The organism is Faecalibacterium longum (assembly GCF_040094125.1).
Lineage (GTDB): Bacteria > Bacillota > Clostridia > Oscillospirales > Ruminococcaceae > Faecalibacterium > Faecalibacterium longum.
In genome coordinates this window covers 1-15,672 of the sequence record NZ_JBBNIH010000143.1, presented here as the reverse complement: position 1 = coordinate 15,672, position 15,672 = coordinate 1, and the positions used below count along the sequence as shown (strand labels likewise).

Sequence of the window (15,672 nt, the reverse complement as noted above, 5' to 3'; positions counted from 1 at the left end):
TGTTCTCTCAGAAAGACCGTCTGTGGGATGGCTTCTGCATGAAATTCCTGCAGGGTCTGTACATCGCCCTCTGGTCGCTGCTGTTGGTGATTCCGGGAATCGTGAAAACATACAGCTATGCGATGACACCTTACATCATGTCCGAGCATCCTTCGCTGACCGCAAATGAAGCGATCACAGAATCCCGGCGGATCATGAATGGCAACAAATGGCGGCTGTTCTGTCTGGATTTCAGCTTCATTGGCTGGGAGCTGCTCTGTTCGGTGCCACTGTATGCCGAGGGTTTTCTGGTTCTCAAATATTTCACCGGTTCAGAGGCTCTGGCGATTTCTCTTGTTCTTCTGCTGACAATTCCATTGAGCATTGGCTTCTTTTTTGTACACCCCTATGAGGAAGCTGCATGGGCTACTTTCTACCGCGATATTACCGCAGCACCTACCGAACCGGATGAAGCATATTGACTTTTATATTAAAATTATCGTTGTAGTTCCCTTCATCGGCTATGACTCTAAATGGCCGGATCAGAGTAAACATAGATTGAAAAAGCTGATCCAAAACGCAAACGATTCTATTGTTATTTCACACTCTGCGGATGTTTCCAGTTATAAAAAAAGAAATTATTATATGGTCGATCATGCAGAGTACCTTATCGGTGTGTTTGATAATCAGAAAAAGCTGCGCTCAGGTACAGCACAGACCGTCAACTATGCCTTGCATCAGGGAAAAGTAATCACTCTGATCCATCCAGACACTATGGAGATAACAGCCCCTGCGCCTTAACAAATTCACAAAAATTTTTCATTAGCATTTCCAACAAAATATTTTCATTGAAGGGGTGCTGTGATATAATAAGATATAAAACTACGCTCAGAACAAATGGTGCCGCTATGAACAAATATATTGGACAGCAATTTGCTGCTTTAAGATACGAAAAAAATATTTTGGTTGTTGAAGAAACTACATCTGCTGGTGGATGCGGCTCCTTCAACGCGGCTTCTTCATGTCCTGCGTCAGCCTGTCTTTATGACAGTGCGGCGTGGGGCTTTTTTATTGCCTGAAAGGAGTATGAGAACATGAGTCTGAAATATACCTGCCCCAGCTGTGGAACCCCATTGGGTTATGAGGGATTGTGTTGGAAATGTAAGTGCGAGCAAGAACGGCAAGCTGCTCTGGCCTGGACGCCGGAACAAATTGTCGAAAAACAAAGAAACTTGATACAGAACATCCAGAGGCTGGCTGATATGGAGGACCCAGAGTTCGCCGACTTTTGGCAGCTGCTTGGCTACCATGATGTCATCACCCCAGAGATTCAGCGGATGGCACTGGCCGCAGAGGTGTTTTGGCCCTGTGAGATCTATTATCACGCTCCCGCCGATGTGCGAGATGGTCTGATTCATGCGCTGTTGTCCGCGGAGTATTCCAGCGCGGCCTCCAACCTGATGAGTTGCCTTGCTATGCAGGGAGATGACAAGGCAATGGAGACGCTGCTGGAGCTGGAGCGAAATCCCCGGCCCTGGCGCAAGGGCCTCTATGTAGACCCATCCAGCTATGCGCAGATCGGAGGCTGGACCTTCGACAAGGAGGGCCAGAAAATCCAACTCAACTTCGACACCTGCTATCCTATGGTCAAGGGAACCACTGGCGAGAAATCTCCCGTCCGCATTGGCCGAGAACGGGAAGATACCTGTCCCCACTGCGGCGGACGCGTGGTGGATATATTGGTGCTGGACGGCCGGGATGAGCGTCTCCGGTTCCTGGGGCTGGATGGTATCCTGACTGCCACCTGCTGCCCCAGCTGCGTGGGATTCCTCAAAGGCCCCGCCCTCAACCGGTTCGCTCTGGATGGCGGCGTGGAGGTCTTTCCCTCCGAACTCTTTGACGGCACGGAGAAGACGGATTGCTATGTCAGTCCCGAGGAGTACAAGGCCCTCACGGAAAATCCCTTTGTGCTGGGCGAAGCGCCTGTGCCCCTGTTTTACGGTGCGGCCTGCCAGGATGTGAATACCATCGGCGGCTTTGCCAATTGGGTGCAGGACGCGGAATATACTACCTGTCCTCACTGCGGCAAGCCCATGAAGTATCTGGCCCAAATCCAGTGGGATACGGTGTTTGACTGTGCGGAGGGCACGCTCTATGTGGAGTTCTGCTCGGACTGCCAGATCGTATCCATGCAGCACCAGCAGACCTGAAAAAGTCGCACAGTATGAAAAGAGAAATACCAGCAGGTATTTGCGTAAGGAGGCGTCCACTATGTGCGAGCACTGCCGAAACATTCAAACATGGAGAAAATTTGACGCCCCAAAGGACTATCTGGCCTGTATTGCTTACATTCAGCAGTTGGTGTCGGAGGGGGAATTTGAACTGATGCAAGAGGAATCCACCTGCCCACTGGAGAAGGTAAAGGCAGAGGATGGCTGGGCGGATGAAATCATGGCCCACATGATCCGGTGCAAGCACTGCGGCCAGATCTTCACCTGTGTGGTCAACACCTGGCGAGGCAGCGAACACTTCAGAAAAGGCAAGGGATAACACAGAAAAGGCGGTGAAATGATGAATCAGACAGAAGAAACAAAACTGCTGGAGCAGACTGAGGAGTGGAATGATGCGGACGAGTTCTCACGATGTATTGAGGCCATCGAGGCTATCCCGGAGCAGGAGCGAGATTATTTGCTAACCGTCAAGTTGAGTCGGGCTTACAGCAATCTGGCGGTCCTGGGAGATCATGGAGCGCATGGGACGGATGGTGAAGTGGACGGGGACCTTCTCCGGCACGCCATCGATCTTCTGAGATCCGTCCGCACCCAGGGGGAGAACGACCCTTACTGGAACTCCCGGATGGGCTATTCCTGCCTGATGGCATACCGTTCCGCCGCCATCGCCTATGAATACGCAAAACGCTGGCTGGCCCTGGTCCCGGATGACCCAGCCGCCCAAAAGCTGGTTCGGGACTGCGAGGAATATCTGGAGGAGGAAAAAGCTCTGGAGCTGGATTTAAAAGAGCGGGAGGAAATCATCCGAAAGGAAACTCCCGATGATGTAAAGGGGGGTATCTGTAAATGAACAGCGAACAGGTCACAGCATTTTTGCAAGAGCATTGGTATATTGCCTCGGTGGTCATCGGGGCCGTGATTTTAATTGGGGCGATCCGCAACTGGAACTGGCTCTGCGACCCCACTGGTACGCGGGATGCCCACCGCCACAGCAGAGGATACCGGCGTGTGGTTTTCTTTCTGCTGGGTGTCCTCTTGATTGTGGTGAGTATCTGGGGATTTGTGCTGAAATTGAAATAAGAGGTATATCTATGAAACTGAATTGTAAACGCATTGATTTTACATATACACCCGGTGAGGAAATCTTCAACTTTCCCGAGGAATCGGGACTACCCTTTATCTTCGATGTAGAGGAAGAACTGACCGGCGATCCTGCTGTCATGGATGCGGTGGGAGAAATGCTGGATGAGGCGGAGAAATTGGCGGAGAAGGCCAAAGCCGCCATCAAAGCGGCGCTGGCAGACGAGGACAGCCGCTACCATAGCGTTGTGACATTTTTCATGGAGTTCCATCGGGACGATGTAGGCCCGGATATTGTGGCGGAACTTTTTCCGGGAACCGACCCAGCCAAACTGTCCTTTGCTGAGATGGTTGACTTTTTGAAGCTCAAGCGGTTCGGCAGTCTGGTGGATAGCGAGATGAACCAGCAAGTTTTCATTCTGGATCTGTCCTTTAACCCGGAGATTACCGACGAACTGATGGTAATCTACTTTGATTTGAACAAGGAGATTTTCTGTATCACACATGAGAGCTGAGCGTGACTGACATACACGAGGAAAGGAGCAATCCCTATGAAAGCATTTGACCCCAATTACAAGCTGCTGGACGAGATGTATCAGGACGATTACTATCCTGCTTTTCTGGTGGACAAGGTAAAGGACGAGCTTCAGAAGGTCATCGCCCTGCTGGAGAGTGGCGAAACCGACACCGAAGTGGTGCAGGAAACGCTGGACGAGGCGGTCTGCGGCATCAATGATCTCCAGGAGGAGTTTGACGAGAACGACAGCGAGATCGAAACGGTGGCGCGGGAATGTATTGCGGCAACCGTGGCCTACATTCTGGAGTGGTTTGGCATCCCCATTGACACCGAGGAGGCCATCCGGGAACGGGACTGGTGAACCCTATGGCAGAAAAAGAACTGGCCCTTTGTGATGAGTGCGGAAGCCTGTTTTTCAAAGGCTCCTCACAGATGATGGGGCTGTGCCAGAATGTGCCCATGTTCTCTATGGCTACCCGAATTGTGACCATCATTTTCAGGATGGCCGGTGTGTGAACTGCTATTGGGACGGCTCAAAGAGTGTGTACATCAAGAAGCAGAATCAACAGGAGGAAACTGATATGCCTACAACTGAATGGCTGAACAAATACGAAGCAATCAAGGATAAATTGACCTGTAAAGATGACTTGGAGGCCCATTTCACAGAGAAAGTGATTGGGAACATGGCGGTGGATGTGCTGGACATCGGCACCGTCCATTTCCCCACCGGGCAGATTTTCGCCTGTGATCCGCTGGTGGAACTGGAGGACACTCTGCCGTTCCTTCAAACGATCCCCGCCGGAACTTATCCCGTAAAAATCTGCGTGGTGCCCAGCGAACAATACGGCGACCGCTACGCCTGCGTCAAGGTAGAGGTCAACCAGGAAAAACCTGTCCGCTATGAGCTGGGCATGGTGGGCAACGAGGATCTGGACGAGGAACTGGGCGAGGACGAGTATTTTGGCTTTGGCGTAGACGCCGGGATGGGCTGCGTTGCGGACATCCAGACCCAGGCGGCCTTCAAGGCATACTGGGCCAAGCGGCTGGAGGAGGACCCTGACATTGACCCCTATAACAACCTGTTCTGCGACTTGCTGGAGGAAAACGCCAAAGCTCACCCCAAATATCAGGGGGACTGCGGCGACTGGCTCAACTGGACAGTGCCGGACACGGACTGCAACCTGCCCATCTTTGCCTCCGGCTGGGGGGATGGTTACTATCCTGTCTACTTCGGGTATGACGCCAAGGGCAAAATCTGCGCCGTGTATGTGCGGTTCATTGACATTGAAGCCAGTTATCGAGAGCAGGATTAAAAATGTGACAGAACAAAGGAGAACACTATGAAAGACCTTTGCCAATACGGAAACCGGCCGGAGGACGAATGGGAAATCTTGCCCTGGATACCTGACCCGCGTCCGCCCTTCAAAATCTGGGTGAAGCCGGAGCAGATCGCGCCATTCTTTCTCATTCCCCACCACCCCTATGCGCTCTCCCTTCTGCTGAAAATCAACAATGGATTCCGGACGGAAGTATTCCGTCGGCTGGGACTGACTGGAAGCAGCGGAGACTGGGAGCGGCTGGTCCGGGGCGTGATCCAGGAGTTCGAGGAAAATAACAGCGGAGTGGATCTGTTTCACTTCGACTCTGACGAGGATGTGTTCTGCGTGTACTCCCAATACATCGACGATTTGATGCTGCTGTCCAAAATGATCCGGGCGGCCTGTGACAATGAAAAAACGATGGGGATGTATCTGAACATGAGCGAGGTTGCGAAAGCATGAAAGATTTGACCACTCAAACAGGGATTATAGTAAAATGCAGTAAAACGGCCATTGAATTTTTCCAAAATGCTCAATCAGTGGATTTCTTCTCTGCACTGGAAATTCCGAAGGAATTCCAAGACATAGCGGTTGAGTTTTATGATTTGATTATGGAAAACGATCATCTCGCGGCCTTGCTGGGCTGTCGCGGCAATTATGATATTGCAATACAGATAGATGAGGTAACCGGCACCATGACGGGGTGGCATTGGTTCAAATGAGGGAAATGGAATGATGGAGTACATCAAGCTTTTTTGGGAGGACGCACCGGAGGGAGAACCGTCGGTCATCCTCTATGAAGTGGATACCGAAAATGAGCGGCTGGCCCTCCGCTCCATTGACATCTTTGCGGATGGCCGCACCCGCAACATCCCTGACCTTTACGACGGTGTCATCGAGATCACGCCGATCCCCACCGTGGAGGAATTGAACGCCCATGTCTGGGGCGAGGAATTCCACGCCTGCATCATAGAGCAGGCGGAATTTGAGGCCATCTGGGAAACTCACACCTATGATGGAGCGTTAAAGTAGCCAGGAGGAGACACTATGAACAAACCTATAAAAGCCAAAAATCTGCCGTTGTTCTCCATCATTGACCTGGACCAGCTGCGCCGGGAAAACCATCTGGAGGGCACAGAAGTGACAGACTTTTTCACGGAAAGGGATGGAAAAGTCTATCTTCTCATGGAACAGCCGTCCGAAACACAGGGTAAGGACTGGCTCAGCACTCCTTCCACCTATACCGCAGTGGAAATCCAGCTGGATTGGGCGGAACAGCGGGTGCTGGAAACGACGCTGTTTCCTCTTGGCCTCTTGAAGTTCCAGTTCCATTATTTGCGGCCCGCAGGTGACCACTTCCTCCTGCTGGGGGCAAGATGCGCCTATCGGGAAAACGGCCCCGACCAGAACGCCTGGATCGTCAGCCGGGACGGAGCTGTGCTGTCCCGTTTCTGCCTGGGGGATGGCATTCAAGACTGTGTGGTAAAAAAAGATGGCACCATCATTACCAGCTACTTTGACGAAGGTGTATTTGGTAATTACGGTTGGGATGAACCTCTGGGTGCTTGCGGTCTGATTGCATGGACATCGGAGGGAACTCCTCTCTGGAAGAATGAGAACTATTCCATCTATGACTGCTACGCCATCAGCCTGGACGAAGAAGAAAACCTGTGGTTTTATTATTACGATGAATTCCGGCTGGTGCGGACGAACTTCAAAGAGAACTTTGTATTTGAACTGCCAATCGAAGGAAGCGGAGCTTTTTCTGTTGCCCCGTCCGGCAATACCTTCCTGTTTCAAGGCGGATACCAGCAACGGGATAAATTCTACTTCCTTACCGCTCATGGTGATCACCTTGGGAAAAAACAGGAGGCTATTCCCACCTGTGACGGAAACAAGGTCGCTGTGGAGCAGTGCAGCCTGCTTCGCAGCCGGATGTTGTTCCTTGGAAAAGATGGTGTGCTCTATGGAGGTATTTGGGGGAGCGATGGCCAATGAAACAGTCTGATATTTATACCGAGGCTCTGACCTGTCTGCGCTCCATCCTTCTGGCAGACCATCCAGAGTTCCAAAACTGGATCGACTGGTTGGAGCGGGACATTCAGGACTGGAACCAGCGGCGGGAGGTTGCCCACCATCTTCGGGCATACGGAGGTATGGGCTCGTTCAACGACCTGCCCAGTATGCGTGGAAATCACGACTATATTTTCGACTTTCTCAAGTCCGTGCGCTATGCCTTCGGCCATCTTTATGGCAAACGGGAAGGCATTTCTCCGGAGGCATTGATGGAGGAGTGCCTGCACGATGTAGAGCAGGCAGCCTATCACCCCCATAAGGCACTGAACCAAGCCATTGCCCAGCACTTGATGCAGGGCGATTTACAGGAAAACCTGGATAGGCTGTAGGAGGACTTGTTATGAACAAAAGACTATTCCGCACCCAATTCAATCAAATGGAAAACATCGAGAAGCAGGTGCTGATGGAGAGCCTGGCTGCCCGTTATGATATGACCTTTCTCGGTCTACATACCTTTGACCACTGGGGCCAGAGCTGCACCACCGGCATCTTCGAGAAAGATGGTCGGGAGTTCGTCTTTGTCCCCGGCGATACCGTCACCCTGGGCTGGGAGCAGTTTGCCGTGGGATTGAATCAGGAGAGCCGGGAGGAATTGGAGTATCTGTTCCGAGAATGGGAAATGGAGCGGGACCCGGAGGAGATGATTCGGGAAAGCATGGCTCCTGTTCGGCAGGCGGCCATTGGACCCATGCTGGTGGGCCGGGAGCTGGAGGAAATTAACTGGGAGCCAGTCAAAATGGATGATCCCAGACTGACTGTCCACCCTGACTGGCTGAAGGAATTCCGTGATTTTGCCTGGAGTGACAGCAGCAGTCTTACCTTGCATCAGTCGGCCCGCATAGAACGGACAGAAGATGGATTTCATACCTGGATCTATCACTGCACAGACTACGATGCGCTTCTTGCCGGGCTGGAAAAGCAGGGGCTTTCGCTGCCCACAGCGGACGAGTGGGCCTACCTGTGCGGCGGCGGATGTCGGACCCTGTTCCCATGGGGAGATGGGTTAGACTACTCCATGCGTCTGCGCTGGTTTGAGGATATGGATGAGGATGAGAACCGGCCTTATGACATGGAGGAACCCAACTTCTTCGGCCTGTCTATCGCCTACGATCCCTATATGCGGGAAGTGGTGCAGGCTGATAGACTTACCACCTGCGGCGGTGACGGCGGGTGCAATATCTGCGGCGGGCTGGGCCCATTTCTCGGTTTCCTACCCTGTTCGCCCCACTGTAAGCCGGAAGTGCAGGAGGACAAGGAACTAAACGGAGATTATGACTTCTACCGGCCCATTATCCGGGTGGAGAACCATGATTGACAATAGAAGCTTGATACGAAATAAAGAAAGAGAGGTGCCGACATGGGAGTATGGGGCATAAAAGCATTAGAGCGTGACGAAGGGCTGGATGTACTGGACATCCTCAAAAATGAATATGTACCGGAGCATCCGGTAATGGATCTGGGCGAGATGATTGAACTGATGAAAGAGGAAGTCATGCTGGGATCTGACTTTTCACAAATCGACTTCCTCTTTGACAATACTGCGATGGCTCTGGCGGAGCTGTATTTCCAATGGAAGGATAACGGCAAGCTGGACTACGATCATGAAGAAGCTATATGGGATAAAGTCACCGGTTTCACAGCATCCAAAGAAGCCCTTGCTTTCCTGCTGCGGCAGCTCACCGACATCAAAAACGAGGTGCCGGACGAGGACGGCATCCGTGAGATTATGGATCTTTGGAAGAACGAGGATAGCGGTGAGATCGCTCCTGCGTGGTTGGAACACTTGAATCAGCTCATTGATCGACTGGATTCAGAACAGGAGGCACGACAAATGTATATCAAAAAATACTGGGGCAACTTTATTGGCGGTTCCGATGACAGTCTGAACCTTGTGGCATTTTTAGAGGATCAGAAAAAGGAGGAGATCCCCCTCAGCGAGATTTTCTCCAAGATCGGTCTGGACAAGCAGAACTGGGACTTTCGCCAAACCGTGGAGTACCTGGAGTTTACACATTCCGATGGTGTGGAGATGGACTTTCACTTCGCCATTGATGTGGTCACCGACCTGGCCGCCATCCTGCTGGAGTGCAGCGTCAGTTGCAGTGTAAACCTTCAGGATCTGGACGAGTACAACACCCCCGCCCGCCGTATCCGCATCACTGCTACGCCAGAGGAGCACGAGGCCATGGACAAGGCCCTGGCGGATTTCGCCCAGAACCCGCTGGAATACGACCTCAGCGAGATGATGGACGACGAGGAGATCCAGGAGATGGCTCGGGATGTGGAGGCGCTGCGGAAGGATCTGTACGAGGCCGCTGGCCGCAACCGGGACTATCATGTGAAAGCGGAGGATGTGAAATCTCTACTCTCTGACTGGAAGGGTGCCGATGGCTGCATTGCCACCAACCGCATCACGGTAGAGGGCTGCAAGGTTGGCTACTGCTACCGGGAGAAGCCGGACGGCGACTGGGACAGCGGCTGGCGCTTCACCGCCGGTGATGAGAGCGAGGAGTACATGGACGACCCCAACAATGCCGGGATTTACAAGCTGAACACAATCTGCAACGACGATCCCGACATCATCCCTCTGCTGAACACCCCTGCTCCCTGCGCCTTTGAGCGGGATGAGAACGGCGTGTTCCAGCAAATCAAAGACTGGAAACCGGATGAGGACGAGGAGGACCCGGATATGGATATTTTGAAGCAGTGCCAGAAGTGGCATGAGGAGGACAAACACCAGAAAATCGTAGACGCGCTGGAGGCCATCCCCGCCGAGGAGCGTACCCCTGAGATGGACAGCGAGTTGGCCCGCGCCTATAACAATCTGGCAGACCCACATAAGCCAACTTGCAAAGAAATGCTCAAAAAGGCCCTCGCTCTGCTAAAGCCCCATGAGGAATACTTCGAGGACGACTATTACTGGAACTTCCGCATGGGTTACTCTTACTTTTATCTGGATCAGGAGGGCCGGGCTCTGCGATATTTTGAAAAGGCATTGGAAGTCCGCCCTGGTGACGATGACACCAAAGAGTTTATCGAACGGTGCAAGAAGGGTATTTCTCTGCCGCAGTTCTGGGAGTGCTTCCGGGAGCGGACAGAGGACTGGTGGGAAACCTTTGCTGAGATGGAAGCAGAATTGCGCCAGATGATGGATGAGGACAAGGAGCACACCCGCGGCGCGGAGAGCGTGGCCCAAATGCAAGGAGCTTTGAACCTGGTCTTTGATGAGATCTCTTTCGAGATGGGCTTCAACGGCGAAAAGCATGAGTTGATCCTCACCCCGGAGGGGGACAAGGTCAAACTGTTTGAGCTGGTCTATTTCCAGAAACACGCCCCAAAAGAGGTGCTGGAACACTGGAACATCCTGGTGGGCCGTCAGCCCGCCCAGAACATCGGCCTGCGCACCGAGGACGGCTGGGACATCTCCGGGGAGGATGTGCAGATCTGGCTGGAGGAACAGGGTGAAAACAGCTTCGCCATCTCCGCCTACTGTGAAAAGCTGCTGCCTATGCTCCGGGAGGAGGAAAGTCGGGCCTGGTGGATGCTCACCACCCTCACCGACCAGGTGCTGGGCGAGATCCCCCACATGAGATACATAGATAGCTTTGATGTGCTGGAGGAACCCAAGACAGAGCCGTCCTTCCTCCTGTCTCAGCTTCCCGACGCTCTGAAGGAGCGGGGGCTGGAACTCTCCACCGACCCGGAAGCCTATCTGGAGAGCTACCTTGGCTACAAAATGGAACCCAATGAAGATCCCGACGCCGATTGGCGGTTGGATACCATGGTGGGCTCCACTTGCTGTGTGCCGCTCATCAACGGCTATCTGAATGCCGACAATGATTTTATGGACGATCTCCATGCCGATGGCGCGGTAGCGGGCTTCTTCTGCTATCCCCTGGACACCTTGCGGGAGGAGGAAGGCAGTCAGAAAATTTTCGACTTCCGGGACAAACTGGAGGAAGTGCTCACCACCGGCGACGGACCGGAGGTTCTTACCCTCACCGGCGGAGCCACCGGCCTCTACTGTGGCTATGTGGACTTCATCGCCTGGGACATCCAAGAGGCGCTGAACATGGCGAAAGAGTTCTTTGAAGGCACGGACATCCCATGGACCATCTTCCACACCTTCCGCCGCGAAGCAGGTTCTGTACCTCTAAAGCAACAAGATGATGGACCAGAAACTGAGAATCAGGATGACGAGTTGAACGAAACGCTTACGGGCATGAACTATATCCCCTACACCCCGCAGAATGAGGAAGCCTTCTTCCAGCAGTTGGAGCAGTGGAACGATGCGGACGAGTACACCCGCTGCATCCAGGCACTGAATGCCATCCCGGAGGACTGGAGGAACTACCGCACCGCCTATGCCCTGGCCCGCGCACTGGAGAACTACGCCATCATCGGGGACCATGACGAAGGTACTTTGAAATCCAAGGGAGACAAAGCCCTTCTGAGGGCGATTGAGGTGCTGGAGTCCGTCCGGGAGGAAGGCCAGGACAAGGCGGAGTGGAATATGCGGATGGCCTATGGCTATCAGTATCTCTACGGCCAGGAGGAAAAGGCCATTCCCTACGCCCAGCGTTGGGCAGAACTGGACCCAGAAGACGAAAATGCCCCGGCGGTGATTCAGGAGTGTAAGGCGGAGATCCGGAAACGCCAGCGCAGCCGGAACAAGAGGGTCAAATTCGTGCCCGGTGATACCCCATTTGAGGGCTTCGACCTTACCAACTTCTGGGATGATAATTGGTATGCACTGAAAGAATATGTCAGTGATCCGCCTTCCGATGAGCTGATCGCCAGTGTGGAAGAGGCGCTGGGCTACAAGCTGCCTGCCGCCTACATCTGGCTGATGAAGCAGCACAACGGCGGCATTCCGGTGAACACCTGCTATCCCTGCGATGAGCCGACCAGCTGGGCAGATGACCATGTGGCCATCACCGGAATTTTCGGCATCGGGCGAGAAAAGAGCTGCTCCCTCTGCGGGGAATTAGGCAGCCAGTTTATGATCGATGAGTGGGAGTATCCTGCCATCGGCGTGGCCATCTGCGACTGTCCAAGCGCCGGACACGATATGATTTTCCTGGACTACCGGGCTTGCGGTCCCCAGGGAGAGCCTGCGGTAGTCCATGTGGATCAGGAAAATGACTATAAAATCACCCATCTGGCAGATAGCTTTGAGGAATTTATCCGTGGACTGGAGCATGAATCCCTCTATGATCCGGATGAAGATGTAGAGGAGCTTGAGGATGACGCTGACGAGGAGGAAACTGACCGTAAGGGTTCCTTTGCTGGATCTGTGCTCCTCTCCAAAGCAGAGTGGGACAAGGAGCAGTTGATTCGAGATCTGCGGGAAGAATGGAGTATCGTAGATGAGGAGCCGGATGAGGGCGACGAAGATGTTGAGAACAGCGATGACGCTGTGGTAATGCGGGTCGGCAATATGATGCTGATTGTGACACTATTCCACGGTCACATCCCGGACAATGAAGCAGAGATCAACGCCGAAAACAACTATATGTGGCCAGAGGCCGTAGAAGTGGCCAAAGCGCACAAGGCCCATATCATGGTGGCTGTGTTGGGCGAGGAGGAAAAACTGCTGGAACGAGGTAAGCTGTTCACCAAGGCGATGGCAGTGTGTTGCAAGCAGAAATACGCCACCGGTGTCTATACCAGCGGTGTGGTATTTGAGCCTCGTTTCTATGAGGGCCTTGCAGATATGATAAAAGAGGACGAACTGCCCATCTTCAACTGGATCTGGTTCGGCCTGTACCGGAGCGAGGGTGGCCTGAACGGCTACACCTACGGCATGGATGTGTTTGGCAAGGAGGAAATGGAAGTGCTGAACACCGACGCCGAGCCGGAGGAACTGCGGGACTTTTTGGCAAGCCTTGCCTCCTATGTGCTGGCGTGTGATGTGACGCTGCAAGACGGCGAGACTATCGGCTTTTCTGCGGACGATAAGCACACGATCACCCGCAGCCCCGGCGTCTCTCTGCCAGAAGAACAGATGACCCTGAAGATCGGTTACGAGCCTATAAAGGGAGATCCGGAGGATGACAGCTGCGACCACTCAGACAATGATGACACGCAGGATGAGGAAGAATTCAGTAATCCCGAAGTCTACACCGAGGAGGAGATGGAAGCCGTCGAGGAGCACATTGAGCAGTATTTCGGCAAGTTCGAGAATGTGTTCCATGAGCTGGTTTCTCCCGACATCCATGTGGACATCTGCGTGGTGCCGCCCTCTGAGGAGCGGGACTACTGCACCCTGGTCACCATGGGCATGGGCGCTCACCGGATGAATGTGCCGGAGGAACTGGCGGAATATAAGCTGGAGCGGGCGGAGCTGGCCATTGCCCTGCCTGCGGACTGGAAGCTGGATCAGGAGTCCATGAAAGACGAAAAGTGGTACTGGCCCATCCGCCTGCTGAAATCCTTGGCCCGCCTTCCCATTGCCAGCGATACCTGGCTGGGCTTTGGACATACCATGGATAACAAGGAGAACTTTGCGGAAAATACGAAGCTGTGTGCCGCCATTCTCACCGGCCCCCAAAGTACAGAGGAGGGCGGCGAGGTCTGCACCCTGCCGGGCGGCGAGGAGGTCAACTTCTATCAGGTCATTCCGCTTTATGAGGACGAGTTGGACTATAAACTGGAACATGATGTAGACGCTCTGCTGAACAAGATGAGGGGGATCAGTTTTGTTGTAAACCCCACTCGCCAGAATGCGATCACCCGTGGCACCCTTTCCAATGATAATTTTGACGGTGAGATGGACGACGCTTCCTATCACCTTGAGAGCATTGAGGAGAAGGAACTGCCTATTGACCCCATCAATGCTTATAACCACATGGCCATCTACTTGCGCTGGTGCATGGAGCACGACCTGATGGGCGAGGACTTCCTGAAAGAATACAGCGAAGTGGCCAAACAGGTCAAAGCCGACCCTGCCAGCGTGGATCTGCGGGAGTTTATCCGGGATGAGCTGGACGGCTGTCTGTTCTTTGTGCTGTTCAATCAGCAAGGCCGTGCCTTTGCAGGCTATTACTACGGAGAGGGCGACAGCCCCTACTATCCTGCCGACATTGATGACTATGCCCTGAAATATTTTGGTCCGTCCCGATACCACTCCAATGAATTTCAACAGGAGGCATACTTATTCATCCCATTTGATGAGAAATACTATCAGACCATGGCTCAAGTGATTGAGGAACGCTTTGAAAACTGGCAGGGACAGGACTTCGACGAGGATACGCTGGAGCCTTCCGAGGTTGCTCAGGCCATCATGGAGTATCTGGACTGCGAGTGTACCTATTTCCCATCCATGGCAGATGATGACCCCATCATGTCGGCATACAGCTACGCCCAGCGGCTGGGGGTACGGGAGGGCTTTGTTCCCGTGCTCATCAAGGCGGATGATGAAACGCTGTTGGAGTGTCTGGTGATGAACGCCGACCCGGAGAACGATGCGGACTTTTATGAATTTGACCTCAAAACGGTAATGGAGTATCGAAAGAAGATGCTCTCCGCTCCCGTCAAGGACGGAAAGGCGGTTCTGGAGGAATTGACCGGCCAGCGCAAGGAAGAAGCCGAGGACGATGACATGGACTGGGAGGAGGAAGTCCTGGGCGAGATGGAGGGCGGCTATGACAATGACCGCTTCTCCTGCTATTGGGATTCGGATAGCCACATGACCTATCCGCTCATTCTGGCCAAAATTCCGGTCAAGAACCCCTGGGAGATCTTCGCCTACCTGCCCTTTGGAAACTGGAACGAGTGTCCCGACATGCCGGAGCTGATGGCGGTGGCGAAATACTGGTTTGAACAGCATGGAGCGGTCCCTGCCGCTATGACCCATGACGAGCTGGAGTTCCTGCTCCCGGTCCCCGTTTCCAAGGAGAAGGCCATGGAATTGGCCGCGGAGCAGTATGGGTTCTGCCCAGACATTGTGGATCAGGAGCAAGATGACCCGACGGTGGGCAATTTAGCAGATGTTCTGTGGCAGTCCACTGTCTGGTACTTCTGGTGGGATTGATGGGAGGTTGTGACCATGAACAAATACCTAAAGCAATATATTGAACTACAAAAGCAGTTTCGGGAGACAGAAGGAAATCCAGACAGTGTCCGTGCCCTCTATGCCTTTAAGGAGGAACTGGAGCAGAGCGAGGACCGGCAGGCCAAGGAAGTGCTGGTGGATGTGTATGACCTCCTGGACTTCAAAAAGGACGCCTACGAGCTGCTTTGCCAAATCGGAGATCGCTCCAATAAAAAGACTCTCAAGCGGCTGGGCACATTGAAGGACTACGCGGAGAACTGGGGCAATCAATACGCCATCCCCAAGCCCAAAACACCAGATGAAAAGCAGAAAGAGAGGGAGCGGCAGGCCCAGCTGGGAAAAGCACTGGAACACGAGATGCTGATCACCGCCAGCATCAATGCCATCTACGCCGCCGCATACGAGGTCAGGGAC

At 53.3% G+C, this 15,672-nt stretch carries 18 protein-coding genes and 1 pseudogene; all 19 read left to right on the top strand.

The genetic code is table 11. The annotated features are described in order from the left end of the window. The coding region (locus AAAU26_RS08730) for a DUF975 family protein (protein ID WP_349181019.1) at positions 1–461 on the top strand (461 nt) is incomplete at its 5' end. Further along, positions 388–780, top strand: coding sequence for an SLOG family protein (locus AAAU26_RS08725; protein WP_431733468.1), 393 nt, complete (start codon positions 388–390; stop codon positions 778–780). The genes AAAU26_RS08730 and AAAU26_RS08725, both read left to right, overlap by 74 nt. A 107-nt stretch (positions 781–887) precedes the next feature. After that, a complete protein-coding gene (locus AAAU26_RS08720) occupies positions 888–1,058 on the top strand; it encodes a hypothetical protein (protein WP_008723379.1) in 171 nt (56 codons plus the stop codon). A gap of 15 nt (positions 1,059–1,073) precedes the next feature. After that, complete coding sequence (locus AAAU26_RS08715) at positions 1,074–2,189, top strand: hypothetical protein (RefSeq protein WP_227619670.1); 1,116 nt, start codon at positions 1,074–1,076, stop codon at positions 2,187–2,189. A 61-nt stretch (positions 2,190–2,250) separates the two neighbouring features. Further along, positions 2,251–2,529, top strand: a complete 279-nt coding sequence (locus AAAU26_RS08710; RefSeq protein WP_227619669.1) for a hypothetical protein — start codon at positions 2,251–2,253, stop codon at positions 2,527–2,529. An 18-nt stretch (positions 2,530–2,547) separates the two neighbouring features. After that, positions 2,548–3,060, top strand: a complete 513-nt coding sequence (locus AAAU26_RS08705) for a hypothetical protein (RefSeq protein ID WP_227619668.1) — start codon at positions 2,548–2,550, stop codon at positions 3,058–3,060. Beyond that, positions 3,057–3,290 carry an immunity 17 family protein gene (locus AAAU26_RS08700; RefSeq protein ID WP_119979888.1) on the top strand — a complete coding sequence of 78 codons (234 nt, stop codon included), beginning with the start codon at positions 3,057–3,059 and terminating at the stop codon, positions 3,288–3,290. Before AAAU26_RS08705 ends, AAAU26_RS08700 begins: the two co-directional genes overlap by 4 nt. 11 nt (positions 3,291–3,301) lie before the next feature. Then, a complete protein-coding gene (locus AAAU26_RS08695; RefSeq protein WP_002588985.1) occupies positions 3,302–3,805 on the top strand; it encodes a DUF2004 domain-containing protein in 504 nt (167 codons plus the stop codon). A gap of 36 nt (positions 3,806–3,841) precedes the next feature. Then, on the top strand, positions 3,842–4,168 hold the full coding sequence (locus AAAU26_RS08690; protein WP_002588986.1) for a DUF5713 family protein: 327 nt from the start codon (positions 3,842–3,844) through the stop codon (positions 4,166–4,168). 5 nt (positions 4,169–4,173) lie between these two features. Further along, the gene (locus AAAU26_RS14545) at positions 4,174–4,323 is read left to right on the top strand and encodes a hypothetical protein (protein WP_006059601.1); all 150 of its coding nucleotides are present in this window, start codon (positions 4,174–4,176) and stop codon (positions 4,321–4,323) included. A gap of 65 nt (positions 4,324–4,388) precedes the next feature. Continuing rightward, complete coding sequence (locus AAAU26_RS08685; protein ID WP_227619667.1) at positions 4,389–5,120, top strand: DUF4241 domain-containing protein; 732 nt, start codon at positions 4,389–4,391, stop codon at positions 5,118–5,120. A gap of 27 nt (positions 5,121–5,147) precedes the next feature. Further along, on the top strand, positions 5,148–5,588 hold the full coding sequence (locus tag AAAU26_RS08680) for an Imm51 family immunity protein (RefSeq protein WP_006773011.1): 441 nt from the start codon (positions 5,148–5,150) through the stop codon (positions 5,586–5,588). After that, positions 5,585–5,848, top strand: a complete 264-nt coding sequence (locus AAAU26_RS08675; RefSeq protein ID WP_006773010.1) for a hypothetical protein — start codon at positions 5,585–5,587, stop codon at positions 5,846–5,848. The genes AAAU26_RS08680 and AAAU26_RS08675 overlap by 4 nt, the downstream gene beginning before the upstream one ends. Positions 5,849–5,858: 10 nt before the next feature. Continuing rightward, complete coding sequence (locus AAAU26_RS08670; RefSeq protein WP_227619666.1) at positions 5,859–6,158, top strand: DUF6881 domain-containing protein; 300 nt, start codon at positions 5,859–5,861, stop codon at positions 6,156–6,158. Positions 6,159–6,173: 15 nt separating this feature from the next. Continuing rightward, entirely contained in the window at positions 6,174–7,124 is a 951-nt protein-coding gene (locus tag AAAU26_RS08665) for a hypothetical protein (protein ID WP_227619665.1), read from the top strand. Next, complete coding sequence (locus tag AAAU26_RS08660; protein WP_227619664.1) at positions 7,121–7,531, top strand: DUF6966 domain-containing protein; 411 nt, start codon at positions 7,121–7,123, stop codon at positions 7,529–7,531. Before AAAU26_RS08665 ends, AAAU26_RS08660 begins: the two co-directional genes overlap by 4 nt. An 11-nt stretch (positions 7,532–7,542) precedes the next feature. Continuing rightward, positions 7,543–8,517: a hypothetical protein gene (locus AAAU26_RS08655; RefSeq protein ID WP_227619663.1), complete on the top strand. Its 975-nt coding sequence runs from the start codon at positions 7,543–7,545 to the stop codon at positions 8,515–8,517. Between the two features lie 42 nt (positions 8,518–8,559). Next, on the top strand, positions 8,560–15,237 hold the full coding sequence (locus AAAU26_RS08650; protein ID WP_227619662.1) for an immunity protein Imm33 domain-containing protein: 6,678 nt from the start codon (positions 8,560–8,562) through the stop codon (positions 15,235–15,237). A 15-nt stretch (positions 15,238–15,252) separates the two neighbouring features. Beyond that, positions 15,253–15,672 (top strand): annotated as a pseudogene (locus tag AAAU26_RS08645) (hypothetical protein); the annotation flags it as partial.

Bases quoted from the DNA above. Each gene is read 5' to 3' on its own strand.
- AAAU26_RS08660 (WP_227619664.1), top strand. From the start codon at position 7,121: ATGAAACAGTCTGATATTTATACCGAGGCTCTGACCTGTCTGCGCTCC.
- AAAU26_RS08670 (WP_227619666.1), top strand. From the start codon at position 5,859: ATGATGGAGTACATCAAGCTTTTTTGGGAGGACGCACCGGAGGGAGAA.
- AAAU26_RS08680 (WP_006773011.1), top strand. From the start codon at position 5,148: ATGAAAGACCTTTGCCAATACGGAAACCGGCCGGAGGACGAATGGGAA.
- AAAU26_RS08695 (WP_002588985.1), top strand. From the start codon at position 3,302: ATGAAACTGAATTGTAAACGCATTGATTTTACATATACACCCGGTGAG.
- AAAU26_RS08685 (WP_227619667.1), top strand. From the start codon at position 4,389: ATGCCTACAACTGAATGGCTGAACAAATACGAAGCAATCAAGGATAAA.
- AAAU26_RS08655 (WP_227619663.1), top strand. From the start codon at position 7,543: ATGAACAAAAGACTATTCCGCACCCAATTCAATCAAATGGAAAACATC.
- AAAU26_RS14545 (WP_006059601.1), top strand. From the start codon at position 4,174: ATGGCAGAAAAAGAACTGGCCCTTTGTGATGAGTGCGGAAGCCTGTTT.
- AAAU26_RS08665 (WP_227619665.1), top strand. From the start codon at position 6,174: ATGAACAAACCTATAAAAGCCAAAAATCTGCCGTTGTTCTCCATCATT.
- AAAU26_RS08720 (WP_008723379.1), top strand. From the start codon at position 888: ATGAACAAATATATTGGACAGCAATTTGCTGCTTTAAGATACGAAAAA.
- AAAU26_RS08725 (WP_431733468.1), top strand. From the start codon at position 388: ATGAGGAAGCTGCATGGGCTACTTTCTACCGCGATATTACCGCAGCAC.
- AAAU26_RS08710 (WP_227619669.1), top strand. From the start codon at position 2,251: ATGTGCGAGCACTGCCGAAACATTCAAACATGGAGAAAATTTGACGCC.
- AAAU26_RS08650 (WP_227619662.1), top strand. From the start codon at position 8,560: ATGGGAGTATGGGGCATAAAAGCATTAGAGCGTGACGAAGGGCTGGAT.
- AAAU26_RS08705 (WP_227619668.1), top strand. From the start codon at position 2,548: ATGATGAATCAGACAGAAGAAACAAAACTGCTGGAGCAGACTGAGGAG.
- AAAU26_RS08675 (WP_006773010.1), top strand. From the start codon at position 5,585: ATGAAAGATTTGACCACTCAAACAGGGATTATAGTAAAATGCAGTAAA.
- AAAU26_RS08700 (WP_119979888.1), top strand. From the start codon at position 3,057: ATGAACAGCGAACAGGTCACAGCATTTTTGCAAGAGCATTGGTATATT.
- AAAU26_RS08715 (WP_227619670.1), top strand. From the start codon at position 1,074: ATGAGTCTGAAATATACCTGCCCCAGCTGTGGAACCCCATTGGGTTAT.
- AAAU26_RS08690 (WP_002588986.1), top strand. From the start codon at position 3,842: ATGAAAGCATTTGACCCCAATTACAAGCTGCTGGACGAGATGTATCAG.